This window comes from Tessaracoccus yangjingae (assembly GCF_055326235.1).
In genome coordinates, this window is record NZ_JBUZNN010000005.1 from 1 (window position 1) to 25,047 (window position 25,047).

At 70.3% G+C, this 25,047-nt stretch carries 17 protein-coding genes; 7 read left to right on the forward strand and 10 right to left on the reverse strand.

All coding sequences use genetic code 11. The annotated features are described in order from the left end of the window. Positions 1 to 271 precede the first annotated feature (271 nt). Positions 272 to 1,330, forward strand: coding sequence for an IS110 family RNA-guided transposase (locus ACZK5D_RS08805; protein ID WP_463665009.1), 1,059 nt, complete (start codon positions 272 to 274; stop codon positions 1,328 to 1,330). 383 nt (positions 1,331 to 1,713) lie between these two features. Here the strand turns inward: ACZK5D_RS08805 and fumC are convergent, their stop codons facing one another. From fumC to ACZK5D_RS08825, 4 genes are all read right to left on the reverse strand, one after another. Next, the gene (gene fumC / locus ACZK5D_RS08810; protein ID WP_463665010.1) at positions 1,714 to 3,102 is read right to left on the reverse strand and encodes a class II fumarate hydratase; all 1,389 of its coding nucleotides are present in this window, start codon (positions 3,100 to 3,102) and stop codon (positions 1,714 to 1,716) included. A gap of 211 nt (positions 3,103 to 3,313) precedes the next feature. Beyond that, positions 3,314 to 5,494 (reverse strand): heavy metal translocating P-type ATPase, encoded by a 2,181-nt coding sequence (locus tag ACZK5D_RS08815; protein ID WP_463665011.1) that lies wholly within the window; start codon positions 5,492 to 5,494, stop codon positions 3,314 to 3,316. Between the two features lie 101 nt (positions 5,495 to 5,595). After that, positions 5,596 to 5,805 (reverse strand): heavy-metal-associated domain-containing protein, encoded by a 210-nt coding sequence (locus ACZK5D_RS08820; protein WP_463665012.1) that lies wholly within the window; start codon positions 5,803 to 5,805, stop codon positions 5,596 to 5,598. Positions 5,806 to 5,825: 20 nt separating this feature from the next. Next, positions 5,826 to 6,137 carry a metal-sensitive transcriptional regulator gene (locus ACZK5D_RS08825; RefSeq protein ID WP_463665013.1) on the reverse strand — a complete coding sequence of 104 codons (312 nt, stop codon included), beginning with the start codon at positions 6,135 to 6,137 and terminating at the stop codon, positions 5,826 to 5,828. A gap of 588 nt (positions 6,138 to 6,725) precedes the next feature. Between ACZK5D_RS08825 and dnaB the strand changes: the two genes are divergently transcribed. After that, complete coding sequence (gene dnaB, locus ACZK5D_RS08830) at positions 6,726 to 8,078, forward strand: replicative DNA helicase (protein WP_463665014.1); 1,353 nt, start codon at positions 6,726 to 6,728, stop codon at positions 8,076 to 8,078. A 100-nt stretch (positions 8,079 to 8,178) separates the two neighbouring features. Then, complete coding sequence (locus ACZK5D_RS08835; protein WP_463665015.1) at positions 8,179 to 10,878, forward strand: phosphoenolpyruvate carboxylase; 2,700 nt, start codon at positions 8,179 to 8,181, stop codon at positions 10,876 to 10,878. Between the two features lie 42 nt (positions 10,879 to 10,920). On the opposite strand, the gene ACZK5D_RS08840 is transcribed toward ACZK5D_RS08835, so the two are convergent. Continuing rightward, positions 10,921 to 11,151, reverse strand: a complete 231-nt coding sequence (locus ACZK5D_RS08840) for a hypothetical protein (protein WP_463665016.1) — start codon at positions 11,149 to 11,151, stop codon at positions 10,921 to 10,923. 89 nt (positions 11,152 to 11,240) lie between these two features. Continuing rightward, complete coding sequence (locus tag ACZK5D_RS08845) at positions 11,241 to 12,659, reverse strand: sodium:proton antiporter (protein WP_463665017.1); 1,419 nt, start codon at positions 12,657 to 12,659, stop codon at positions 11,241 to 11,243. 270 nt (positions 12,660 to 12,929) lie between these two features. Here ACZK5D_RS08845 and ACZK5D_RS08850 point away from each other — a divergent pair, with 270 nt between their 5' ends. Further along, on the forward strand, positions 12,930 to 13,790 hold the full coding sequence (locus ACZK5D_RS08850) for an iron-sulfur binding domain-containing protein (protein WP_463665018.1): 861 nt from the start codon (positions 12,930 to 12,932) through the stop codon (positions 13,788 to 13,790). Between the two features lie 110 nt (positions 13,791 to 13,900). Here ACZK5D_RS08850 and yicI read toward each other — a convergent pair whose 3' ends face one another. Then, entirely contained in the window at positions 13,901 to 16,120 is a 2,220-nt protein-coding gene (gene yicI / locus ACZK5D_RS08855; protein WP_463665019.1) for an alpha-xylosidase, read from the reverse strand. 230 nt (positions 16,121 to 16,350) lie between these two features. Here yicI and ACZK5D_RS08860 point away from each other — a divergent pair, with 230 nt between their 5' ends. The 3 genes from ACZK5D_RS08860 to ACZK5D_RS08870 all read left to right on the forward strand — a co-directional run bounded on the left by ACZK5D_RS08860 (position 16,351) and on the right by ACZK5D_RS08870 (position 20,994). Then, entirely contained in the window at positions 16,351 to 17,319 is a 969-nt protein-coding gene (locus tag ACZK5D_RS08860) for a LacI family DNA-binding transcriptional regulator (RefSeq protein ID WP_463665020.1), read from the forward strand. A gap of 246 nt (positions 17,320 to 17,565) precedes the next feature. Continuing rightward, positions 17,566 to 20,337: a glycoside hydrolase family 3 protein gene (locus tag ACZK5D_RS08865; RefSeq protein ID WP_463665021.1), complete on the forward strand. Its 2,772-nt coding sequence runs from the start codon at positions 17,566 to 17,568 to the stop codon at positions 20,335 to 20,337. 54 nt (positions 20,338 to 20,391) lie between these two features. Next, positions 20,392 to 20,994 (forward strand): DUF624 domain-containing protein, encoded by a 603-nt coding sequence (locus ACZK5D_RS08870; protein WP_463665022.1) that lies wholly within the window; start codon positions 20,392 to 20,394, stop codon positions 20,992 to 20,994. A 118-nt stretch (positions 20,995 to 21,112) separates the two neighbouring features. Here the strand turns inward: ACZK5D_RS08870 and ACZK5D_RS08875 are convergent, their stop codons facing one another. From ACZK5D_RS08875 to ACZK5D_RS08885, 3 genes are all read right to left on the reverse strand, one after another. Further along, entirely contained in the window at positions 21,113 to 22,132 is a 1,020-nt protein-coding gene (locus ACZK5D_RS08875) for a TIGR00341 family protein (RefSeq protein WP_463665023.1), read from the reverse strand. A gap of 186 nt (positions 22,133 to 22,318) precedes the next feature. Then, positions 22,319 to 24,076 carry a type 2 periplasmic-binding domain-containing protein gene (locus tag ACZK5D_RS08880; RefSeq protein ID WP_463665024.1) on the reverse strand — a complete coding sequence of 586 codons (1,758 nt, stop codon included), beginning with the start codon at positions 24,074 to 24,076 and terminating at the stop codon, positions 22,319 to 22,321. A gap of 35 nt (positions 24,077 to 24,111) precedes the next feature. After that, positions 24,112 to 25,038, reverse strand: coding sequence for a carbohydrate ABC transporter permease (locus tag ACZK5D_RS08885; protein ID WP_463665025.1), 927 nt, complete (start codon positions 25,036 to 25,038; stop codon positions 24,112 to 24,114). Positions 25,039 to 25,047 lie beyond the last annotated feature (9 nt).

The window sequence follows — 25,047 nt, forward strand, 5'->3', positions numbered from 1 at the left end:
GCCTCGAAGCTGTGAGTCTGGTGTCACCACCTCATTGGTGGTGTTGTTGGGATCGACGGTCGCGTCGTGACTCTCCTCGAAGCTGGCCCTCCGGGTGCCTTGGTCAGGACATGTCCGGCGTGAGCGTCGACCCCGACCCGAGCAGAAACCAGTGGCCTGATTCAGGAGCTTGACCAACCAGCGTCAGCAGCGCCGGTTGTGTCCCATCACAGTTGTGCCTAGTCCCTGCCCGGATCGGAACCCGATGGTTGACGTCCATGGAAGGGGACGCATGTCCAGTGTGAAGAATCTCCGCGAGCTTGTCGACCTCGTGATCGGGGTCGACACCCACGAGCAGTTCCACGTCGCCGCGGCCGTTGACGCGGTCACCGGCGGGGTGCTCGACACGATCAAGACCCCGGCCGACCCGGCCGGCTATCAGCAGCTCATCGACTGGGCCCACACCCGTCCCGGCCGGCGCGGGTGGGCCATCGAGGGCACCAACAGCCACGGCATCGGCCTGACCCGCGCCCTGGCCGGCGAACTGGTGGTCGAGGTCGACCGACCAGAGCGGATCAAGCGCCGCAACGGCGCAAAGTCCGACTCCATCGACGCGGTCCGGGCAGCCCGGGACGCGTTGGGCCGGGACTCCCTGTCCACCCCGCGGGCGGTCACCGGTGACCGTGCCGCGCTCCAGGTCCTTGTCACCAGCAGACACCTGACGATCACGCAGGCCACCGACACCGAACGCCAACTCCGCTCGATGGTGCTCACCGCCCCCGACGAGCTCCGGTCACGGTTCACCGGCCGCAAGACCGCCCCGATGGTCACCCAGGCCCTGAAACTACGACCCCACACCAATGACGACCCCCTGACCGGGATCCTGATGCCGGTACTGAAGGAACTCGCACAGCGGGCCCGGTCGCTGCGGCTCTACGCCAAGGCCCTGCAACGGCAGATCCTCGACATCGTCAGGAAGTGGCGCCCTGACCTGCTCGACCTCAACGGCGTCGGACCGATCGTCGCGGCGAGCCTGCTGCTGGTGTGGTCCCATCCCGGACGCGTCCACTCCGAGGCCGCATTCGCGATGCTCTCCGGAACCGCCCCCATCCCGGCCACCAGCGGCACACAACAGACCAGACACCGCCTTAACCGCTCCGGCGACCGCCACCTCAACCAGGCCATCCACACCATCATCCTCTGCAGACAACGCAACGACCCAGCCACCAAGGCCTACATCGAACGCCGCACCGCTGAAGGCCGAACCAAGCGAGAGATCCGCCGCTGCCTCAAACGATACGTCGCCCGCCAGACCTTCAGAATCCTCAAAAAAGGGGTTGACAAAACATAGGAGCGTCCTAAGAAGAGTGGTGGGGGCCGGGGCAGGTTGGGTGGGCGTTGCTGACGGCGCAAGCGCGAAGCGCCACCGCCGGAAGCATGGGCGGCCCGGCCCCCACCACACACCGCCAGCCCAACCACAGACACCACCAGCAGAGTCCATGGTCAAACTCGCGTTTCTTAGGCTTCGAGGCCGCTACGCGGCACCTCAGCCAGCGGAAAGGGCGGCACCGCAGCCAGCGGGAAGGGCGGCACCGCAGCCAGCGGGAAGGGCGGCACCTCAGCCAGCGGGTGGGGCACCTCAGCCAGCGGCAAAGGGCCGCCCCCTCCAGCGGGAGAGAGCGGCACCTCAGCCACCGGGAGGGGCCGAAGAACCCGACGACCCCTCCCCGCCTGCTACTTCCCCGTCATGTCGCCGGGGATCACCCAGGCGTCGAAGTCCTCGCCGCTGACCCCGTTGGCCAGGGCCGACTCCCGCAGCGACGTGCCCTCCTTGTGCGCCTGCTTGGCGATCTTGGCAGCCTTGTCGTAGCCGATGTGCCGGTTCAGGGCCGTGACCAGCATCAGGTTGGTCTCCAGGTTCTGCTGGATCCGCGGCAGGTTGGGCTCGATCCCGACGGCGCAGTGCTCGGTGAACGACAGCGCCCCGTCGGCCAGCAGCCGGATGGACTCCAGCACGGCGTGCGCCATCACCGGCTTGAACACGTTGAGCTGGAAGTTGCCCTGGCTACCCGCGAAGCCGACGGTGGCGTCGTTGCCGAACACCCTCGCCACCACCATGGTGAGCGCCTCCGACTGGGTGGGGTTGACCTTGCCGGGCATGATCGAGCTGCCGGGCTCGTTCTCCGGGATGTTCAGCTCCCCGATGCCGTTGCGCGGGCCGCTGGCGTACCACCGGACGTCGTTGGCGATCTTCATGAGCGCGTCGGCCAGCACCCTCAGCTCCCCGCTGACCTCCACGAGCGAGTCATGGGCGCTGAGGGCCGCGAACAGGTTCTCGGCCTGCCGGAACTCCAGCCCGGTCTCCGCGGTGATCTTCTCGGCGGCCAGGCGCCCGAAGTCGGGGTGCGCGTTCAGCCCTGTGCCGACGGCGGTGCCGCCGATCGCCAGGTCCCGCGCCCGGCCGTCGGCGTGGCGCACGCCCTCGACGGCGAAGTCCAGCTGCGCCACCCAGCCGCCGAACACCTGGCCCAGGCGCACCGGCGTGGCGTCCTGCAGGTGGGTGCGGCCCACCATGATCACGTCGTCGTACTGCCCCGCCTTGGCCGCCAGCACGTCGCGGAGCCGGGCGATGGCCGGGTAGAGCCGCTCGTTCAGCTCGGTCACCACCGCGATGTGCATGGCGGTGGGGAAGGTGTCGTTGGAGGACTGGCCGCGGTTGACGTCGTCGTTGGGGTGCACGGGCGTCTTCGAGCCGCGCACTCCCCCTGCCAGCTCGATGGCGCGGTTGGAGATGACCTCGTTGGAGTTCATGTTGGACTGGGTGCCGGAGCCGGTCTGGAACACCACCAGCGGGAAGTGGTCGTCGAGGTGGCCGGCGATCACGTCGTCGGCGGCCTGCGCGATGAGCTCTGCCCGGTCCGCGGGGAGCTCACCCAGCTCGGCGTTGGCCTGCGCCGCGGCCTTCTTCAGCACGCCGAGGGCGCGGATCATGGCGCGTCCCCAGACGAAGGTGTCGCGGCCGATGTCGAAGTTGTGCAGGCTGCGCTGCGTCTGCGCGCCCCAGTAGCGGTCGTCGTCGACCGGGACCTCGCCCATGGAGTCGGTTTCAATGCGGGTGCTCATGGGCCCAACCTACCCGCGCCAGTGGTGCGTCACGGCACAAAAAAGAGCCCGACCGCTGCCCTTGGGGGGGCGGCAGCGGTCGGGCGGTCTTTGGTGACACCATCGGGTGTCGCGCTAACAGTACCCGATCCGGGGCCTCTCGCGCGCGCTCCCGGTACTGGGTTTTCGGGGTCCTTGACCCTTTCTTGACGCGGGATGACAACACCCCCAGTCAGCGGGCCTTGACCCCCCGGAATCCCTTCAACCGAAGGCTGTTCAGGACCACGAAGACGCTCGAGAAGGCCATGGCCGCGCCGGCGATGATGGGGGTCAGCATCCCCAGAGCCGCCAGAGGGATGGCGGCCGTGTTGTAGCCGAACGCCCACACCAGGTTGGACTTGATGGTGCGCAGCGTGGCCCGCGACAACCGCACCGCGTCGACGGCGGCCATGAGGTCGTGCCGCATGAGCGTGATGTCGCCCGCCGCGATGGCCGCGTCGGTGCCGGTGCCCATGGCGATCCCCAGGTCCGCCTGCGCGATGGCCGCCGCGTCATTGACGCCGTCACCCACCATGGCCACCTGCCGCCCCGCGGCCTGCAATTCCTTGATGGCGGCCACCTTCCCCTCCGGCGTCACTCCCGCCCGCACGTCGTCGATGCCCACCTGCGCCGCCACGGCGCGCGCGGTCCGCTCGTTGTCCCCCGACAGCAGCACCGGGTGCAGGCCCAGCGCCTTGAGCTCGCGGATGGCCGCGGCGGCCGACTCCTTGACGGTGTCGCCCACGATGATGCGGCCCAGGATGCGCTGCTCGTCAGCCACCTCCACCACGCTGCCCACCTGCTCGGCCTCCCATGCCACGGGGGCCAGCCCGAGGTCCGCCATGAAGGCGGCCGAGCCCGCGAAGATCGCACGCCCGTCGACCACGCCCCGCACGCCGCGACCAGGCACGTTGACGAAGTCGACGACGGCTCCCGGCCGCTCCACCTCTGCGACGATGGCCTGGGCGATGGGGTGCTCCGAACCGGACTCGACGGCGGCGGCGAGCTCCAGCAACTGCTCGCGGGTGACGCCCTCGGCCGTCTCGACACCGGCCACGGACATCTGTCCGCTGGTGAGGGTGCCGGTCTTGTCGAACACCACGGTCTCAACCCGTCGGGCGCGCTCCAGCACCTGCGGCCCACGGATCACCGTGCCGAGCTGGGCCCCGCGGCCGGTGCCCACCATGAGCGCCGACGGCGTGGCCAGCCCCAGCGCGCAGGGGCAGGCGATGATCAGGACGGCGATGGCCGCCGACAGCGACATCGTCACCCCGTTGCCCACCAGCAGGTGGCCCGCCAGGGTCAGCGCGGCGATCACCAGCACGATCGGCACGAAGATGCCCGAGACCTTGTCTGCGAGGCGCTGCACCTCGGCCTTCCCGGTCTGCGCCTCCTCCACCATGGCCGCGATCCTCGCCAGCTGCGACTGGGCGCCGACGGCGGTGGCGCGCACCACCAGCCGCCCCGTCGTGTTGACCGACCCGCCCACCACGGATGATCCGGGTTCCACCTCCACCGGGAGCGACTCGCCGGTCATGATCGAGGCGTCGACTGCGGAGCGACCCTCCACCACCTCGCCGTCTGCCGCGACCTTCTCGCCCGGCCGCACCACGATCAGGTCCCCCACACGGAGGGTCTTGACGTCCACGAGGCGCTCCCCGCCGTCGACGACGACGGTGGCCTGCTTGGCGCCCACCTCCAGCAGGGCGCGCAGCGCGGCTCCCGACTCGGTCTTGGCGCGGGCCTCGATCCAGCGGCCCAGGAGGAGGAAGGAGATGATGGTGACGGCGGCCTCGAAGTAGATGAAGCCGCGCGCGTCCTGCCGGCTGAGGCTCAGCGAGAACTCGTGCTTCATGCCGATCATCCCGGCGTGGCCGAAGATCATGGCGTAGAGGGACCACGCGTAGGCGGTCAGCGTGCCCATCGAGACGAGCGTGTCCATCGTGGTGGTGCCGTGCCGGGCGTTGGTCCACGCCGCCTGGTGGAAGCTGCGGCCCAGCCACAGGACGACCACGCTGGAGAGCACCAGAGCCACCCACTGCCAGGCGGGGAACTGCAGCGCGGGCACCATGGAGACCACCACCACGGGCACGCTGAGCGCGAAGGACCAGAGCACCCGCGGCTTCAGCGCGGCCGCCTCGTCGGTCTTCTCCGCCTCGGGCACCGGCAGCGTGGCGCCGTAGCCGGCCTGGGCCACCACCTCCATGAGGCGTTGCGCGGTGATCCCCGTGGGCGCCTCGACGGTGGCCCGCTCGGTGGAGTAGTTGACGGTGGCGGTGACGCCGTCGACCTTGTTGAGCTTCTTCTCGATCCGGGCCGCGCATGAGGCGCAGGTCATGCCCTGGATGTCGAGCTGGATGGTGGAACTGGCCATGGCCGGCCCTTCCGGATTTCGGGCGCGTTCGTACGCGCGGACGCGGGAGTGGTTCATGGGCGCCGACGGCGCGTGGCTGGGAGCGGGTTTACCCGCCTGCGTCAGGCCTCGACGACGGAGTAGCTGCCCGCCTCGCGGACGGCCTCGATGATCGCGTCGAAGGGGATGCGCTCCGAGGACTCGACGAGCATCGAGCCGCCCTCGAGGGTGACGGACACGTTGTCCACCCCTGCGACCTCGGAGACCTCCTCGGTGACATGGTTGACGCAGTTGCCGCAGGTCATGCCGGAGACGGTGTACTTGCTGATCATGGTGTGAATCCTCTCGTGGGTCAGCGGACGAGCCGCTTGATGGCCTGCATCGCTTCGTCGATCTTCTCCTCGGCCTCCGGCCCGCCCTGGCGGGCGGCGTCGGCGACGCAGTGGGAGAGGTGATCGTTGAGAAGGCCGAGCGAGACCGCCTTGAGGGCGCTGGTGACGGCGGTGACCTGGGTGAGGATGTCGATGCAGTACTGATCCTCCTCCACCATGCGCGCGATCCCGCGCGTCTGGCCCTCGATCAGCTTGAGCCGGCGAAGGTACGCCGCCTTCTCCGGGGTGTAGCCGTGCGTGGTGTGACAGCTGCCGTCAACGGTCTCGGTCATCGATCCCCCTTCTCGCCACCCAGCATACCCCACGGGGGTATCGGATTCAACTGGTCCCATCATGACATGACGAGGCCTCGGACCTGCGGGCGGGGTCGGCTAGCCAGACCGGAATCGGACTTGTCCACAAGGAGGGCCGCACGGCTGTGGAAAGCGTGCCGTCCGGGCGCCATTCTGGCGCCAAGGCCGCGATGAGGGCCCTCTATCACAGACCGCGGATCATCGCGCAACAAATGCTGGAATTCACACGCAACCCAAGTCAGCGAAGAATCGCCGAGCCCCCCGGGCCCGGATCGACCAGAAGGGCGGTTGCTACGACGAGGTGCAGGGCCGCCTTGCCCCTCGCCGCGGCGATTTGTGGACAAACAGATGCGACACACCCACCCAGCCGGTAAACATAACGATTTGATAACGGCTCCTGGCGCTCGGCGCACAGCGATGTCCACAGCCACGCGGCTGGCCGTGGAGAGTTGTCCACAGGCCTTCCACAGGCCACCCCCAGGCTTGCCCACAGCAGGCCGCCGGGAGCTGTCGGAGACGTGCCCTAGCCTGTCCTGTGGCCGGATTCCTGGGCCAGAGGAGGGGAACATGACGCAGACCGCCGTCTACGACGATCGGGATCTGGACCGTACCCCCCCGCAGGACCTGGCCGCCGAGCAGAGCGTCCTCGGGGCCATGATGATGTCGAAGGACGCCATCTCCGATGTGGTCGAGGTGCTGCGTGGGGTGGACTTCTACCGCCCCAACCACGAGACCATCTTCGACGCCATCATCAACCTCTACGGTCGCGGGGAACCGGCGGACCCCATCACCATCGCCGGAGAGCTCAGCAAGTCCGGGCAGCTGTCCAAGGTGGGCGGCGCGGTCTACCTGCACGACCTCCTGGCCTCGGTCTCCATCGCCGCCAACGCCATCTACTACGCGGAGCTGGTCCGGGACAAGGCCGTCCTTCGCCGCCTGGTCAACGCGTCCATCCGCATCGCCCAGCTCGGCTACCAGGGCCAGGGCGAGGTGGACAAGATCGTCGACGAAGCCCAGCAGACCCTCTTCGAGGTCACCGAGAAGAAGGCGTCAGAGGACTACAAGTCGCTGCGGGAACTCATCGAGCCCACCTTCGACGAGATGGAGGCCATCGCCTCCTCGGGCGACGCACTCTCCGGCGTGCCGACGGGGTTCGTGGACCTGGACCGGATCACCAACGGCCTGCACGCCGGGCAGATGATCATCGTCGCCGCCCGCCCCGGCGTCGGGAAGTCCACCTTCGCGCTGGACGTGTGCCGCTCTGCGGCCATCCACCACAACCTCACGGCCGCGTTCTTCTCCCTCGAGATGAGCCGCACCGAGATCGTGATGAAGATCCTCTCGGCCGAGGCGTCGGTGCCGCTGGGCAAGATCCGCGGCGGCAAGATGGACGAGAACGACTGGCAGCGGGTCACGGACAAGTCGGCCATCCTCGGCGAGAAGAACCTGTTCATCGACGACTCGCCCAACCTGACGATGATGGAGATCCGCGCGAAGGCGCGCCGGCTGAAGCAGCGCCACGACCTGCAGCTGCTGGCCATCGACTACATCCAGCTGATGAGCTCCGGCAAGAAGGTGGAGTCGCGGCAGTTGGAGGTCTCGGAGTTCTCCCGCCAGATCAAGCTGCTCGCCAAGGAGCTGGAGATTCCGGTCATCGCCCTGTCACAGCTGTCGCGCAACACCGAGCAGCGCAAGGACGGCATCCCGCAGCTGTCGGACCTGCGCGAGTCGGGCTCGCTCGAGCAGGACGCGGACATCGTCCTCATGATCCATCGCCCGGAGATGTACTCGCAGAACCCCACCGACGAGGAGCGCGGCCTGGCTGCGTTCCACATCCCCAAGCACCGCAACGGCGAGACGGGCAAGATCGACGCGCTCTTCCAGGGCCACTACAGCCGGTTCACCAACGCCCCCATGTGACCCCCTCCGCAGTCAGGCCCCCTGACTAGCTCGAATGCCGGTCACGTGCGGTGTGCTGAATAATGCGAGGTGTCGGACTTCGCGATCGAAAGGCCCTCTCATGACCGGTGAAGCCCTGCCCCCCGTCGACACCTCCCCGGACGCGCTCCTCGTCGCGGACCTGACGCTGCTGACCGAGCTGCACCGTCAGGTCCTCACCGAGTCCGGCCGCGGGGAGCTCGCCACGCTCATGGACCGCCTCGAGGAGGCCGCCGCCGGCGCCGCGGATGGGGGAGACCCAGACGCCCCGTCGCACATCATCGAGAGCCTCACCGCCACCACGGCCGCCAGCCTGGCGCAGACCCTCACCGTGCACTTCCACCTCATCAACCTGGCCGAGGAGCGGCACCGCTCGCGCCTGCTCCGCCGGGCGGATCCACGCTCCGGGGAGGCCACGCCGGACATGTGGCCCGCGGTGGCGGCCCTGGGCGAGCTGGCGTCGCGGGTGCGGGACCTGCGCGTCCACCCCGTGCTCACGGCCCATCCGACGGAGGCCCGGCGCCGGGCGGTGTCGTCGGCGCTGGACCGGATCGGGGACCACCTCGACCGCTACGACGACGCCGCAGTCGGCCACCAGGAGCGGGGCGCCGCGCTGCGCCGGATGCTGGAGGAGATCGACATCCTCAGCCGCACCTCTCCGCTGCGCACCACCCTGCCGCAGCCCTCCGACGAGGTGCGCGCGATCATGCAGGTCTTCGACCAGACCCTCTTCCACGCGGTGCCCCGGCTGTACCGATCCGTGGAGTCGGTCATCTCCGACGGCGACGCGGGTCGTCGCGAGCCGGCCGTGCCTGCCTTTCTGCGGTTCGGCTCGTGGGTGGGTGGGGACCGGGACGGCAACCCGTTCGTGACCGCCGAGGTGACCAGGCAGACCGCCGCCATCCAGGCCGACCACGCGCTGCGGGCGCTCGCCACCGGGGCCATGCGGATCGCCCGCACGCTGACGATGAGCGATGACGCCACCCCGCCGTCGCCGGACCTGGCCAACTCTCTGGCCCGCGACGCCGTCGCCGCGCCGGAGACGTTCGCCACGATCCGGACGTCGTCGCCCAATGAGCCGCACCGCCAGAAGCTGCTGTTCGTCGCCGAGCGGCTGGCCGCCACCCGATCCGGCCGCATCGAGCTGGCCTACCGCCAACCCGAGGAGCTGCTCGCCGACCTCCGCCTCATCCAGGACTCCCTGCGCGCGGCCGGCGACGACCGCGCCGCCTTCGGCGAGCTGCAGCACCTCATCTGGCTCACCGAGACCTTCGGGTTCCACCTGGCAGAGCTCGAGGTACGCCAGCACAGCGCGGTCCACAAGGCCGCGCTGGAGGAGCTGCTCGGCCAGCTCGACGAGGCGCCGGCCGACGACGAGGCCCGCATCGCGCTGCTGGACCGGCTCGCCGTCGAGGGGTGGCCGAGCCACGTCCAGGCCACGAGCGACCGCACGCGCGAGGTCCTCGACACCCTGCGGGTGATGTCCTGGCTGCAGGAGCGGTGGGGCAGCCGGTCCTGCGGCCGCTACATCGTGAGCTTCACGCAGGCACCTGAGCACCTCGTCGGGGTGCGGGCGCTGGCCCGGCTCGCCGTCGGCGACGGCCGGCTCCGGCTGGACGTCGTGCCACTGTTCGAGACCGGCGCAGACCTCAACGGCGCCGTCGGGATCCTCGAACGCTGGCTCCCCCTGGCCAGCACCCAGGCGTGGCTGGGGCAGACCGGCGGCCACGTCGAGGTGATGGTGGGCTACTCGGACTCGGCCAAGGACGTCGGCCCGGCCAGCGCCACCCTCACCCTCTACACGGCGCAGAGCGGGCTCGTGGACTGGGCGGACCGGCACGGCGTCGAGCTGACGATCTTCCACGGCCGCGGCGGCTCCCTCGGCCGCGGCGGAGGACCGCTGCACCGCGCCATCCTCGCGCAGCCTCCGGGCTCGGTGGCCGGCCGGTTCAAGGTCACGGAGCAGGGAGAGGTGATCTTCGCCCGCTACGCCGACGAGACACTCGCCCAGGCGCACCTGGAGCGGCTCACCTCCGCGGTGCTGCTGGCCGACACCGAGGACGCCACCTGCCACAACCGCGACGCGGCGGCGCAGTTCGCCGATGTCGCGGCCACCGTCGAGAGCGCCTCCCGGGAGGCGTGGTGGTCTCTGGTGCGGATCCCGGGGTTCGCTGACGTGGTGGCCGAGTCGAGCCCCATGGAGGAGCTCGGCGAGCTGCGGCTGGGGTCGCGGCCGGCGCGCCGCAGCGGGGCCACCGAGGGCCGCGACCTCGCGGACCTGCGGGCCATCCCGTGGGTCTTCGCCTGGTCGCAGATTCGGGCCAACATCCCCGGCTGGTACGGGCTCGGCACCGGCCTGGCCGCCGTCGGGGACGCGGAGCGCCTCCGTGCCGCGTACCGGGATTGGCCGCTGTTCGCCAGCCTGATCGACGTGGCGGAGATGAGCCTTGCGAAGGCCAACCCACGGCTCGCCCGGTCGTTCCTGGCGCTCGGCGGGCAGCCCGAGGTCACCGAGCTGGTGCTGGCGGAGCTGGAGCTGACGAGGCGCCTCGTCCTGGAGACGATGGGTCAGTCCGAGCTGCTCGAGGCCAAGCCGATGCTCCAGGGCCGCGTGAGCCTGCGGGCGCCGTCGATCGACGCCCTCAGCCACCTCCAGCTCCGCGCGCTGCGTCTCATCCGCGACGCCGCGTCGCCCATCGACGACGCAGAACGCGCCGTGTGGGCCAGGGTGCTGCTGCTCACGGTCAATGGTGCGGCGGCCGGCCTGCAGAACACGGGCTAGTCGCGTCGCTCCCCACCGGGGACCCGCGTCGTCACCGGCCGCCTAGTCGGCTCGCCCGACGCCCTCGTCATCGGGCCCCGCGTCGCGTAGCTGGTCCAGCAGGTCGGCTTCGTCAGCCTCCGTCGACCCCGCCGCGGATGCCTCGAGGGCCGCGGACAGGTCGTCCGCCTCGTTGTGCAGGACCTCTGGGGACAGTTCATGGGAATCGTGCGTGGGCCAGTCCTCCGGGTCAGGGGGGAATCCCTCCTCGGCTCCGAGATCGGGTGTGACCATGTCCGCCTCCTCGCAAGTGACCATTCGAGCCTACTCCGCGGGCCTGGCCCACGACGGTTCCTGAGTGGAGACGTGCCCGCGGGCCCCCGTCAGGCGTCCCGGGGAGCCGCCACCGGCGTCGAGCGGCGGATGTCCAGGACCGCGCGCACCAGGATCCACGCCACGACCGCGGCCCCGGCGGCGCTCGCGGCCCAGTGCTCCGCGATCATCAGCAGCATCATGGCCAGCAGCGTGGGCGCCAGGTACTGCATCGACCGCACGACGTAGACCCCGAACGACGGCATGTGAACGCCCCGCGAGTCGGCCACGGACTTCACCATGAAGTTGGGTCCGTTGCCGATGTAGGTCAGCGCGCCGCAGAACACGGCGCCCAGGGAGATCGAGATCAGGAACGTCTCCGGCACCGCAGGCGAGGTGCCGATCATGGCCACGCCCGGCGGCGCCGGCACCTGCGAGGCCATCTCGTAGAAGGTGGCATAGGTGGGCGCGTTGTCCAGCACCGACGACAGCCCGCCGGTGAAGAGGAAGAAGGTGATCTCGTTGAGCGGCAGCTTCGGCGCCTGCTGACCGAGGAACTCCAGGGCGGGGATCATGGTGAGGAAGATGCCGATGAACAGCGCCGCGACCTCCCCGATGGGCGCCCAGCTGAACTCGTTGTCGCCGTGACGGACGCTCCGGGGGGTGGTCAGCAGCGAGGCCGCCGTCACGGCAAGCATGATCAGCTCCCGCACCGGGACCCAGGACCACGCCGTCGCATGCCCCGTCTCGATGGCGTGCAGGTCCATCGACGGCGCGAACGCCACCGCCGCGATGATCACCGCGAACCAGAGGAAGTTGATCTTCCCGCGTACCCCCAACGGCTCGATGTGGGTGCGGTCGAAGGCCACGTCCTCCGGCGCCTCGGTGGCGTAGATGCGGCGGTCGAGCGCGTAGTAGCTGAACAGCAGGATGGCGTTCACGAACAGCCAGTAGGGCCACAACCCGAACGTCCAGGTGAACGGCACGCCCCGGAGCAGGCCGAGGAACAGCGGCGGGTCCCCCAGCGGGGTGAGCAGCCCGCCGCAGTTGGCGACGATGAAGATCGCGAACAGAACGGTGTGGACCCGGTGCTTGCGCTCCACGTTGGTGTTGAGCAGCGGGCGGATGAGCAGCATCGCGGCGCCGGTGGTGCCGACGAACGACGCCACCAGGCCGCCGATGGCCAGGAAGGTGGTGTTGTTGCGCGGGGTGGCCTCGATGTCGCCCTTGAGGAACAGCCCCCCGGAGACGACGAACAGCGCCAGGAGGAGGGCGATGAACTGGGCGTACTCGTAGACCGCGTGACCCACGCGCCACGGGTCGTCCAGCGCCCATACCGCGAGGGCGACGGGCAGGCCGAGAACGAGCGCGTATCCCAGCTGGGTGGCCGGCTTCTCCCACAGGTGCCTCGTGCGCGACAGCAGGGGGAACACCGCGATGCCGCCGAGCATCGCGACGAACGGCAGCATGCTCCACCACGGATATTCCATCGTCGGGTCCCTTCACCGGAGCCCGCCGGGACTCCTGGCTAGACCGCTCAGCCTAAACCGCCCGGTGCTGGAACATGCGTCCGGGGCGGATGTTGCAGGCAGTTGCCGCCTGTCGTCGGGTCCAAGCCCGGCCAGTAGGGCGGTGTCGGCGGCACTGCGGACACGGTTCCCCACTGACCGGCGCCGCCCTCAGCGCTCCACCGGGACAGCGCCGCGAGGATCGTCTCCGCGGCCCAGCCTGGCACCAGCGAGCTTTGGCATGATCGACCGATGACCACCGACCCACTCCACCCCCGCCTCGCGGCGTGGTACGTCGAGCACGCCCGCGACCTGCCGTGGCGCGCGCCCGGCACCACACCCTGGGGTGTGCTGGTCAGCGAGGTGATGTGCCAGCAGACGCCCGCCGCGCGCGTGGCGCCGCAATGGGTGGAGTGGATGGACCGCTGGCCGGCGCCGTCGGACCTCGCGGAGGCCCCGACCTCGGACGTGCTGCGCGCCTGGGGGCGGCTCGGCTATCCGAGGCGGGCGCTGCGTCTGCAGGAGGCGGGCCGCGTCGTCGCCGAACTCCACGGCGGGGTGGTGCCCGACGACGAGGCGGCGCTCCTCTCCCTCCCCGGCGTCGGGCGGTACACGGCCGCCGCGGTGCTGGCATTCGGGTTCGGCCTCCGCTCCCTGGTGCTGGACACCAACGTGCGCCGCGTCCTTGCCCGGCTCGACGGGGGCGTCGAGTTCCCCCTGGCACACGAGACGGCCGCGGAACGGCGGCGGGCATGGGACTTCGTCCCCGACGACGACGCCGACGCGGCGCTCTGGTCGGTCTCCGCGATGGAGCTGGGCGCGCTGGTGTGCACGGCGAAGTCCCCCCTGTGCGGTGAGTGCCCCGTCGCCGACGCGTGCGCCTGGCTGGCCGCCGGCCGGCCGTCGTGGGACGGGCCGGAGCGACGGGTCCAGGCCTGGGAGGGCACGGACCGGCAGTGTCGCGGCAGGATCATGGCCGCGCTGCGCGGCCACGGGGCGGTCCGCCTCGCGGACGTCGCCTGGCCGGACGCGGCGCAGTTGGAGGCGTGCGCGGCGTCCTTGGTGGCCGACGGGCTCGCGATCACCGTCGACGACGGGCTCTCCCTGCCCTGACTCCTGCCTCCCGGCGCGTCAGGCGCCGGGAGCCCTGACACGACGCCCGCGCGGCCAGATGCCGCGGGGCTCCCTGTGCCGGTGCAGGGAGCCCTTGGTGGCAGGCCGGGTCAGTGGACGGTGAGGGTCCACGACGTGACCGGGGCCGAGCCGTCAACGAGCCTCGCCGAGACCTCGCCGTCCGCATCCGCGAGCACCTCGAACCGCGACACCGAACCGTCCGGACGGGGCACCTCGACGGTCCGCGACATTCCGGCCTCGAAGCCGTAGGCGCGCAACTCCACGCCCTCGGCCCAGTCGTAGTCCGGCCGGTCCGCGACGGCGCCCCACGGGATCACCGACCCCGGCCGGGCCAGCAGGGGCAGCGAGTCGAAGCCGTGCTTCTCGGTGCGCCACCCCGGACCCTCGACGACACCCCCGTCGAGCACCCGCGTCCAGCGCCCGCACGGCACGTAGTACGACACCGTGCCGTCGTCGGAGAAGATCGGCGAGACGAGCAGCTGGTCGCCCAGCATGTACTGCAGGTCCACCATCGCCGCGCCCGGATCGTCCGGGAACTCGAGGAACAGCGGCCGCATGACCGGCAGCCCCTCCAGGTGCGCGATCTCGCCGAGCTGCCCGATGTAAGGCATGAGCCGCATCTTGAGGCGGGTGAACTGGCGCGCCACGTCGACGGCCTCGTCGTCGAACGCCCACGGCACCCGGTAGGAGTTGGAGCCGTGCAGGCGACTGTGCGAGCTGAGCAGCCCGAAGGCCAGCCATCGCTTGAACACTGCCGGATCGGGGGTGCCCTCGAAGCCCCCGATATCGTGGCTCCAGAAGCCGAAGCCCGACGCGGCCAGGCTCAGCCCGCCCCGGAGCGACTCGCTCATGGCGGAGAAGGTGGACTCGCAGTCCCCGCCCCAATGCACCGGGAACTGCTGGCCGCCGGCGGTGGCGGAGCGGGCGAACACGACGGCGTCGCCCTCGCCCCGCTCCTCCACCAGCAGGTCGAAGACGGCCTTGTTGTAGAGGTGGGCGTAGTAGTTGTGCATGCGTTGAGGGTCCGAGCCGTCGTGCCACACCACGTCGGTGGGGATCCGTTCGCCGAAGTCGGTCTTCAGGCAGTCGACGCCCTGACGAAGCAGGCCCCGCAGCTTGCCGACGAACCACGCCGTGGCCTCCGGGTTGGTGAAGTCGACCAGCGCCATGCCGGCCTGCCACAGGTCCCACTGCCACACGGACCCGTCGGGGCGCTTGACGAGGTAGCCGCGATCCCGACCCTCCGCGAACAGCACCGAACGGCGCGCGATGTAGGGGTTGATCCAGGCCGAGACCTTCAGCCCCCGCTCGTGGAGGCGGGCCAGCATGCCCTCCGGATCCGGGAACGTCGCCGGGTCCCACACCAGATCGGTCCAGTGGAAGGCCCGCATCCAGAAGCAGTCGAAGTGGAACACCGACATGGGCAGGTCGCGCTCGGCCATGCCGTCGATGAACGAGGTGACCGTGGCCTCGTCGTAGTCGGTGGTGAAGCTGGTGGACAGCCACAGCCCGTAGCTCCAGGCGGGCACCCGGGCGGGGCGGCCGGTGAGCGCGGTGTAGCGGCGCAGCACGTCGGCCGGGGTGGGGCCGTCGATGATCAGGTAGCGCAGCCGGTGGCCGGGCACCGAGAACTGGGCGCGCGACGCGAACTCGGAGGCCAGCTCGTAGGAGACGTGGTCCGGGGTGTCGACGAAGACGCCGTAGCCGCGGTCGCTGAGGTAGAACGGCACGTTCTTGTAGGCCTGCTCGCTGGAGGTGCCGCCGTCGGCGTTCCAGATCTCGACGCTCTGGCCGTTCTTGATCAGCGGCCCGAACCGCTCGCCCAGCCCGTAAAGGTGCTCGCCGGGCGCGATGGCCAACTGCTCCCGCACGAAGCGCCGCCCGTCCGGGTTGGTCAGCGCCGACGGCGACCTCCCCGTCGACGACGTGAGCGGCCCGCCCGCACCGACGAACCGCAGGTCCCACGGCACGTCCCGGCCCAGGGTGGCGGTCAGCGTGCCGCTGGTGAGCGAGACCGAGTCCGCGCTCTCGGTGATCGAGACCTGGTGCCCGCCGTCGATCAGCGCGAAGCTGGGCCCGGCGGTGGGCTGGTCCCAGTGCTCGATGGTGACCCCGATGACGCCGTCGGCGGGCGAGTCGACGGTGATGGTGAGGGCCGGGCAGTTGAGGGTGTCGCCGCGGGTCTCGATCACGCGCGTGGGCGTGTGGGCCACCATGCGGTCGTCCTCGACCACGATCTCGGCGATGCTGCGCGGGCTGAGCGCGGTCACTCCGGGGCGCAGCTGCCAGTAGCCGTCGGTGAACTTCATCCTTGGGTCCTCTCGTCCTGCCGCGACACGTGCGCGTGCCGCGAGATGGTGGGTGGCACGGGGCGGATCCCCGCCGTGCCGGGGGTGGCCGGGCGACGGCCTCCCCCGCTTGGTCGAAACGCTTGCGCGGGCCTACGCTTGGCTCTCACAGGGCCGTATGAAGACGGCGCCGGCCCGTCGGGCCGAAGGGGCCAGACCCCGCCGCTCCCGCCCTGGGACAAGGGGTCACGATGGCTGGTATCCAGGAAGTCGCACGCAAGGCGGGGGTCTCGCAGTCCACCGTCTCCTACGTGCTGAGCGGCCGGCGGCCCATCTCCGATTCCACTCGCGAGCGGGTGATGAAGGCCATCGACGAGCTCAACTACCGCCCGCACGCCGGGGCGCGCGCCCTGGCGTCGTCGAAGACCCACGTGCTGGGCCTGGTCACGCCGCTGCGCCCGGGCGTCAACGTGGACGTCATCATGCAGTTCGTGGCCGGCATCGCCACGAGGGCGCGTCACTTCGAGCACGACGTCCTCCTGGTCACCGAGCCGGACGCCTCAGGCATCGAGGGCGTCTCGCTGCGCTCGATGGTGGACGGCTTCATCGTCATGGACGTCGAGTCCCGCGACAGCCGGCTCCCCACGCTGGCGGCGCTGCGCCAGCCGAGCGTGCTGATCGGCATGCCGGAGGACCCGGGATCCTTGAGCTGCATCGACTTCGACTTCGAGTCCGCCGGCTCCATGGCGGTGCGGAAGCTGGCCACGGCCGGGCACACCCGCATCGCGCTCATCGGCTCCTCGCCCGCGGTGCACACCCGCGGCACGTCGTACGCGGTGCGGTTGGCGCGAGGCGCGGAGCGGGAGGCCGAGGCCCACCACATCGAGCTGCAGCGCCTGGCCTGCGGCGACGACCCCATGGAGGCGACCCCGCTCATCGACGAGCTGGTGGAGTCCGGCATCACCGGGCTGATCGTGCACAACGAGGCCGCGCTGCCGGGCGTCATCACCGCGCTGGCCCGACGGGGCCCCGAGGTGGCCGATTCGGTGGCGGTGGTGGCCATCGGGCCGAAGTCGTTGCTGCTGGCGCCGCTGCTGCCGATGACGGTGATCGACATCCCCGGCACCACCATCGGGTCCACGGCCGTGGACATGCTGATGGCACTGGTCAACGACCACTCCCTGCCGGAGCGACGGCTGGTGGCTCCGCGGGTGGAGTGAGCCGTCGGCGCGGCCGGTGACGGTGCGCGCTGCGGGCCGGATCGCATTGCACTCCTTCGCTGAGCTGGTCTGTCGATTCGTCGTCGAATCATTTCGACATAAGTGAATCACGACGGCGCCTCAGGCCGCAACACCTCGGGGCGGATTGGGCGCCCGGTCTCGCGCGCGCAGCGTAGATAGTGCATCATTGGGGCAACGATCACTGCGGGCACCGCCGCCACTCAAGCATCGAAAGGCTTCGACCTCATGGCTTCTGACTCGACGACCAGCAGCACCACTCCCACCCCCGCGACCCTCGAGGACCTGGTGGCCGCAACACTCGCGCGCCTCAGCGACGACGAGGCGGTCGCGCTCCTCCACCAGGTCAACCCGGCGATGCCGGCTCACGGCCTGGCGGAGTTCCACACCGGCGCCGAGGCCCTGCACGGCGTCGCCTGGACCGGCACCGCCACGGTCTTCCCGCAGCCGGTGGGCATGGCGGCCACGTGGGACGCCGGGCTGCTGCGCGAGATCGGCGAGGCCACCTCCACGGAGGTGCGCGCCAAGCACGCGGCTGACCCCGTCGGGATGTCGCTCAACGTGTGGGCACCCGTGGTCAACCCGCTGCGCCACCCCTTGTGGGGGCGCAACGAGGAGGGCTACTCCGAGGACCCGCACGTCACCGCCGAGTGCGCCATCGCCTACTCCTCAGGGCTCCGCGGGGACCACGACGTGTTCTGGAAGACCGTGCCCACCCTCAAGCACCTGCTGGCCTACAACAACGAGCAGGACCGCTGCACGTCGTCGTCGAGCCTGCCGCCCCGCGTGCTGCACGAGTACGACCTCCCGCCGTTCGTCGAGCCCATCGCCGCAGGCGTGGTGGGCGGCGTGATGGCCGCCTACAACCTGGTCAACGGCCGCCCGGCGCACACCTCGCAGGAGCTGTTCGAGGCCGTGCGAGCGGCGAACCCGGACCTGCTCGCGGTCTCCGACGCCTACGCGCCCACCAACCTCACCGGCGCCGAGCGGGCCTACCCCACGGAGGCCGAATCCCACGCGGCCGCGATCCTCGCCGGCCTGGACTCCTTCACCGACCACGACGCGGACTCCTCCTCCACGCTCGCGGCCATCAAGGCGGCCCTCGCACAGGGCCTGCTCACCATGGACGACGTCCGCCGCGCCGCCCGACGCGTGCTGCTGGTGCGGGCGCTGACCGGGGAGCTCACCCCGGAGGCGGACCCGTACGCGGGCATCACCGCAGACCAGCTCGACACCCCGGCCCACCGCGACCTCGCCCGCCGCGCCTCCGCCGCGCAGGTCACCGTGCTGGCCAACGACGGCGTCCTCCCGCTCGCCGCGGGCGCGCGCGTGGCCGTCGTCGGGCCGATGGCGGAGGTGGTCAAGCACGACTGGTACTCCGGCACCCCGCCCTACATGGTCACGCTCGCCGCGGCCGCGGCCGAGACCCACGAGGTGAGCGCGCACGACGGCGCGGACCGGGTGGTGCTGCGGTCGCGGACCACCGGGCTGGCGGTGTCGCGGGCGGCCGACGGCGTGCTGGTGGCCGATCAGGGCCACGACGCCGAGGCCTCGGCGTTCGCCGTCGTCGAGTGGGGATCCGACGTGGTCACGCTCCGCCACGACCCCACCGGCCTGCTCTGGCGCGGCTCCGACGAGGGCATGGTCCGCGTCGACTCCACGCGCCCGGGCGGCTGGGTCACGCACGAGCACTTCGTGCGGCACGCGCACGGGGACGGCAGCTGGTCCCTGCAGCACCGCGGGAGCCGGCGCTGGCTGCGCGTCGAGTCCTGGGGCGGGCTGGTCAGCTCCTCGTCCGACGACCTGGCCACGGCCGAGCGGTTCGACGTCGAGGTGCTGAGCAGCGGCGCCGACGAGGTGGCCAGGGCTGCCGCGGGCGCCGACGTGGTGCTGGTGGCGGTGGGCAACGACCCGTACCTCAACGGCCGCGAGACCGTTGACCGGCCCGAGCTGGCGCTCCCGGCCGTGCAGCGTGCGATCGTCGAGGCCGCGCTCGCCGCGAACCCCGCGACGGTGCTGGTGGCGGTCTCGTCGTACCCGTACGCGCTCGGCGCGCTGGCCGACGACGCCGCGGCCGTGGTCTGGTCCAGCCACGCCGGGCAGGAGCTCGGGCACGGCCTGATGGACGTGCTCGACGGCAGGGTGGAGCCCACGGGCCGCCTCGCGCAGACCTGGTGGGCCGACGAGTCGCAGGTCGGCGGGATCTTCGACTACGACATCGTCGATTCCCGCATGACCTGGTGGTACTCCCCGCACACCCCGCTCTACCCGCTGGGGCACGGCCTGACCTACGGCGCGGTCGAGTACCTCGGGCTCGAGCTCCCGGACGGCCTCGACGGCGCGGCCCGCGTGCGCGTGGCCAACCGCGGGGCCCGGCCGGCGCACGAGCTGGTGCAGGTGTACGCGGCCAGCGACGACGAGCGGATCGGGCGGCGGCTGCTGGGGCATGCGCGGGTGGTCGTCGAGCACGGGGCGGAGGGCACCGTCGAGGTGGCGCTGCGCCCGGAGCGGCTGCGGATCTGGAGCGGCCCCGAGGCCGGCATGGACCTGCCCGCGACGAGCTGGCGGATCGTCGCGGCGCCGTCGGCCGCCCTGAACGGCCCCGAGCTGACGCTGACCACCGCGCCGGAGCGCGCCGCGGGTCCGGCCGCGCTGCCGCTGGGCGCGTGGGAGGCCCCCGAGTGGTCGGGTGTGGTGGGTGTCGCGGCGGGTGCGCTCCGCGGCTCCGGCTACCGGGCGCGGGCGGGGGCCGGGCGGGTGGCGTGGCCCTCCGTCGAGCCCCTGCCCGAGTGGTTGAGCGTGCGCCTGCGGGTGGCCACGGGCCTCGGCGGCGAGGTGGAGGTGCGCTGCGGCGACGGTGTCGCGGTGGTCTCCCCCGACCCCGCGAGGCGCGGGGAGTGGCACGATGTGCAGGTGCAGTGCCCCGCGCCGGGCGCGACCACACTTGAGGTGCAGCTCCGCGGCACCGTCGAACTGGCGGAGATCGGGGAGGCCGGGTGACGGGCAGACGCCGTTGGCGAGTCGCGGTGCGGCGAAGGCCGGAGGGAGGGTGAGATGCAGGTCGACCCGATGGGGAAGAACGTCCACGGCATCTCGACGCTGCTGGCATTCATCGCGCTCAACGTGATCTACCTGGTGACGTGCCTGCCGGTGGTGACCATCGGCGTGGCCACCAGCGCGCTGTTCGAGGTGACCATGCGCTACGCCGACGAGGAGCGGGGAGACCTGATCAAGGGCTACTTCGTGGCGTTCGGCCGCAACCTCGGCCAGGCGACCCTGGTGTTCCTGGCCCTGGGCGTGCCGGCCGGGCTGCTGGCCTTCGCGGCGGCGTTCTGGTTCTCCTTCGACAGCCAGCTCTCCTCCATCGCGGGCATGGCGGCGGCGGTCGCGGCGGCGTACGCTGTCGCGGCCCTGCTGTGGGGCCTGGCGCTGGTGGCGGGCTACACCAACACCACGCGCCAGACGCTGAAGAACGCGCTGCTGCTCCCCGTGGCGCAGGCGATGCGCACGATGCTGCTCGTGGCCATCCTCGTGACCTGCTTCGCGCTGGTCTTCGTCCTGCCGGGCTTCATCTACATCCTGCTGACGCTGGGCTTCTCGCTGGCCGCGTACGCGATGGCGTTCGTCTTCAGGGGAGCGTTCGCCCGGCACTCCTGACCCGACACCCGGTCATCCGGCCGGCGCGGACGTCCTTCCGTGAGCACCGACGAGCCTCCTCCTCACTCATGGCGGCCGGATGTCCACCGTGTGGCGATCCCGGGGGGATCGCAGAAGCTCAGCGGTTGGCCGGGAGTTCCCTGCTGCCGCCCAGCACAAGGGTCACGTGCGCGTCCACACCCTCCAACCCTGCCTGGTCCAGCCTCTCGCGCAGGCCGGTCTCCTGGATGGTCGGCGGCGGGCCAAGGGCGACGATCACGAGCGTGCCGTGCCTGAACGTGACGTCGTCGACCTGCCAGCCCTGCGCCTCGGCCCACTCGGTGGCCACGGGGACCGCCCGCGACACCACGATCTCCTGCTGCACCACCACGGCGCTGCCGATCGCCAGCGGGACGGCCAGCGCCACCAGGGCCACCAGCTCGACCGCCACTGTGCGGGCACGGAGGTGGCCCACCTCCACGCCGATGGCCGTGGCGGCAGGCCTGACGCCGTAGATCATGAAGACCACGGTCCCCGTGGCGATGATCGCCGTCACGTTCGTGCCGAACAGCAGCAGCGCGCCGAGCGCCTGCTCGGGAGCGCCGGACTCGAGCGTCAGCCCCACGACGGCGAGCGGCGGGACCAGCGAGATCGCGATGGCCACGCCGGGGAGCGCGTCGGAGATGTCGGAGCGGACCATCGCGAAGGCCCCCACCACGCCGGTCGCCAGGGCTGCCACCAGATCGATCAGCCTCGGCGACACCCGGGCCGCGATCTGGGTGTTGGTGTCGGCCACATGCAGGGTCTGCGTCATCAGGCCGAGCAGGAACGCGATCGCCACGACGCACAGGGCCCCGGCGAGGACCATCCCGAGGTTGGCCAGGATGAGCCTCCGTTGCGCCAACACCACCGAGAGCGCGGTGCCGAGGATGGGCGTCATGAGTGGCGCGACGATCATGGCGCCGATCACCGCCGCCGTCGAGTCCGCGATGATGCCGGACGCGGCGATCACCGTCGCCAGGATGAGCAGCGCCCAGAATCCCGTGAGCTTCGTGCGGCTGTCGCTGCCCTCCGTGAGCAGGAGCTTGCCCATCACGCGTTCGACGTCTGCGCCGGTGACGGCGGGGCGGTGGATGCCGGCTGGTTGTGCGTTGACCATGGAGGAATGATCGTGGATCGGGCATCCCGCGCGAGCCACCGGAGCTAATTGTCACGCTCAGTGTCGTACTCGACACTGGGCGTGACAATCAGCTCCGGTGGCCACGCCCCGAACCTCTGCCGGAACGACGACGGGGGGTGCGCGGAGCGATCCCGCGCACCCCCCTGGCCGTGTGGCCGCTCTGGGTCAGCTACCAGCGGCCGACTTCTCGCGGAGCGCGTTCTGCTCCTTGGCGTTGGCCATGTCCACCTCGAGGACCTGGTCGTAGCCGAGGCCCCGCGCGGTCTCCTGCATGTTGGCCAGCAGCGACTCGAACTCGGCGTCGTTGGCCGCGAACGACATCTTCCACGACTCCTGGACGATGATCGCCTTCACCTGGTTGCGCAGGGTCTCGATCTCCGAGCTGTCGGCGGGGGCCGTGTAGCTCGCGCCGGGGGCGACCATGATCTTGTCCTCCGCCTTCAGGTAGTCCATCGTCGTGGCCGCGCCACCCATCTGCGCGGACCAGTCCTCGATCAGCGGGTTCGACGTGGCGGCCTGGAAGGTCTCCCACATCTTGTAGCTGAACGGCGCGCCGGTGTTCTCGTCGACGTCGATGGGCAGCACGAGCGTGGTGTTGAGCCAGGACGCGCCGTCCTCGTAGGTGCCGCCGCCCCACTCGTCAGGCACGGTTGCGCCGCCGCCGACGAGGGCCTTCATGCCGAACTCGGTGAGCTCAGGCGCACCCTCGGCGTTGACGTCCCAGGTCAGGCCCTGCGGGCCGGCCGCGCCCATGGTCTGGCTGTTGTTGGAGTAGGTGCCCTCGGGCGAGTACAGCCAGTCGATGAACGCCGCGACGCGCTCCGGGTCCTCGGCCTTGGATCCGATGGCCATGACCTGCTTGCCGCCGAACGGCTCGGCGCCGTAGGAGAACACCTGCATGTCCTGCAGCGGGGCGATCATGAAGCCCTTGCCGGCGTTGACGTTGTCGGTGGTGTTGTAGGCCGACTGTCCCTGCCAGGGCCACCAGGAGAACAGCACCTGGCCGTTCTGGTACTTGGAGAACAGCGTGTCGTAGTTCTGCGTGGTGGACTCGGGGTCCATGATGCCCAGCTGGTTGGCCTCGTAGAAGAAGCGCAGGTTGCGCACGTAGGCGGAGTCGGAGTCGATGACGCTCTGGTACTCGGAGCCGTCGGCCTTGGCGTAGACGAAGCCGATCTCGTCGAAGCCGTAGAAGGTGGCGGGCTGCTTGGCGTTGTTCATCATGTTGCCGTCCCAGTCCTTGAACATGGACAGCGCGTAGGTCTTCTTGCCGTTGGGGGCGGTGGGCTCGGCGTCCTGCATCTTCTTGAGCACCGGCAGCAGGTCCTCCAGCGTGCCGATCTCCGGGTAGCCGAGCTCCGCGTACAGGTCCCAGCGGACGAACGGGCCGAAGGTGGGGTCGATGCCCTCGCTCGAGTCCGTGGGCTTCAGCTGCGACACCTGCGTCGGGAAGGCGTACGTGCCGTCCTTGCCCTCGTTGAGGCGGGTCACGGCGGCGTCGAACACGGCGGCGTTCGACATGGCCGGGTAGTACTGGGAGGCGTCGAGGAGCAGACCGCCCTGGACCAGCTCGTCGAGCTTCTCGCCCTTGTCGGTGACGATGAGGTCACCCAGCTCGCCCGCCGCGACGCGGGTGTTGTAGAGCGTGTCACCGCCGCCCGCCACGTTGGGGGCGATGATGTTGAGCTTCATGTTGAACTTGTCCTTGACGATCTTGGCGAACCATCCGGGCTGCTCGCCCATCTGGTTGGCCAGGCCGTCGAACACGTCGATGGTGATCTCCTCGGACCACTCGGTGGGGAACGTGCCGCTGGCGGCCTGCGACGAGTCGTCGGCGGGAGCCTGCTCGGGGCTGCAGGCTGCGAGCCCGGCGAGACCCATCAATGGTGCGACCACAAGGGCCACAGCCTTCCTGTACTGCATTGGGTTTCCTTTCTGGAGGTGAGGGAGCCGGACCGTCATCCCTTGACGGCGCCGAGCATGATCCCCTTGACGAAGAACCGCTGGAAGAGGGGGTAGATGAAGATGATCGGCAGCACGACGATGACCGACACAGTGGTGCGGATCGACGTGGCCGTCTGGGAGGTGGCCGCCGAGGCGATGGAGCCCAGGTTGCCGCCCGCCTGTTGGGCCGCGGCCGCCAGGGAGGCGGCCTGGTTGATGAACATGTAGAGCAGGAACTGGAGCGTGTAGAGGCTCTGGTCCGTGATGTAGAGCAGCGTGTCCTGGAAGCTGTTCCACTGCGCGACGGCGGAGAAGATGGCCACCGTGGCGAGGATGGGGGTCATGTTGGGCAGGACGATGCGGAAGAACGTCTGGAACACGTTCGCGCCGTCGACCTCGGCCGCCTCCTGCAGCGAGTCCGGCATGGACTCGACATAGGTCTTGACCAGGATGATGTTGAACGGCTGGACCACGAAGGGCAGGACGTAGACCCAGAAGTTGTTGGTCAGGCCCAGGGTCTTCATGATGATGAACACCGGGATCAGGCCCGCGTTGAAGTACATGGTGATGACGACGAGCCGGTACCAGAGCTGCCGCTTCCACAGCCGCGGCTGGGTGAACATGAAGCCGAGGAACGCGGAGGCCAGGACCGTCGCGGCGGTGCCCAGCACCGTGCGGCCGATCGAGACGAGCGCCGCCTGCGGCAGGCCGGGCAGGCTGAACACCTGCGCGTAGTTCTGCAACTGGAGGCCGACCGGCCACCACCGCACGTCGCCCTGGGCGGCGACGTCGTTGGCGCTGATCGAGTTGATGATGAGGTAGTAGAAGGGGTAGGCGCAGATGAGCGCCAGGAGGGCGAAGATCAGGTAGTTGATCCCGTGGAAGACGAAGGATCCCTTCTCTTCGACGATGCGGGTGGGCTGCTGCGCGAGCGCGGTCATGTCTGGCTG

What these genes read in the sequence shown, in the direction of transcription:
- yicI (WP_463665019.1), bottom strand. Translation starts at nt 16,120, where the DNA reads ATGAAGTTCACCGACGGCTACTGGCAGCTGCGCCCCGGAGTGACCGCG.
- ACZK5D_RS08875 (WP_463665023.1), bottom strand. Translation starts at nt 22,132, where the DNA reads ATGGTCAACGCACAACCAGCCGGCATCCACCGCCCCGCCGTCACCGGC.
- ACZK5D_RS08865 (WP_463665021.1), top strand. Translation starts at nt 17,566, where the DNA reads ATGGCTTCTGACTCGACGACCAGCAGCACCACTCCCACCCCCGCGACC.
- ACZK5D_RS08805 (WP_463665009.1), top strand. Translation starts at nt 272, where the DNA reads ATGTCCAGTGTGAAGAATCTCCGCGAGCTTGTCGACCTCGTGATCGGG.
- ACZK5D_RS08845 (WP_463665017.1), bottom strand. Translation starts at nt 12,659, where the DNA reads ATGGAATATCCGTGGTGGAGCATGCTGCCGTTCGTCGCGATGCTCGGC.
- ACZK5D_RS08860 (WP_463665020.1), top strand. Translation starts at nt 16,351, where the DNA reads ATGGCTGGTATCCAGGAAGTCGCACGCAAGGCGGGGGTCTCGCAGTCC.
- ACZK5D_RS08885 (WP_463665025.1), bottom strand. Translation starts at nt 25,038, where the DNA reads ATGACCGCGCTCGCGCAGCAGCCCACCCGCATCGTCGAAGAGAAGGGA.
- ACZK5D_RS08825 (WP_463665013.1), bottom strand. Translation starts at nt 6,137, where the DNA reads ATGACCGAGACCGTTGACGGCAGCTGTCACACCACGCACGGCTACACC.
- ACZK5D_RS08870 (WP_463665022.1), top strand. Translation starts at nt 20,392, where the DNA reads ATGCAGGTCGACCCGATGGGGAAGAACGTCCACGGCATCTCGACGCTG.
- dnaB (WP_463665014.1), top strand. Translation starts at nt 6,726, where the DNA reads ATGACGCAGACCGCCGTCTACGACGATCGGGATCTGGACCGTACCCCC.
- ACZK5D_RS08820 (WP_463665012.1), bottom strand. Translation starts at nt 5,805, where the DNA reads ATGATCAGCAAGTACACCGTCTCCGGCATGACCTGCGGCAACTGCGTC.
- ACZK5D_RS08840 (WP_463665016.1), bottom strand. Translation starts at nt 11,151, where the DNA reads ATGGTCACACCCGATCTCGGAGCCGAGGAGGGATTCCCCCCTGACCCG.
- ACZK5D_RS08850 (WP_463665018.1), top strand. Translation starts at nt 12,930, where the DNA reads ATGACCACCGACCCACTCCACCCCCGCCTCGCGGCGTGGTACGTCGAG.
- ACZK5D_RS08880 (WP_463665024.1), bottom strand. Translation starts at nt 24,076, where the DNA reads ATGCAGTACAGGAAGGCTGTGGCCCTTGTGGTCGCACCATTGATGGGT.
- fumC (WP_463665010.1), bottom strand. Translation starts at nt 3,102, where the DNA reads ATGAGCACCCGCATTGAAACCGACTCCATGGGCGAGGTCCCGGTCGAC.
- ACZK5D_RS08835 (WP_463665015.1), top strand. Translation starts at nt 8,179, where the DNA reads ATGACCGGTGAAGCCCTGCCCCCCGTCGACACCTCCCCGGACGCGCTC.
- ACZK5D_RS08815 (WP_463665011.1), bottom strand. Translation starts at nt 5,494, where the DNA reads ATGGCCAGTTCCACCATCCAGCTCGACATCCAGGGCATGACCTGCGCC.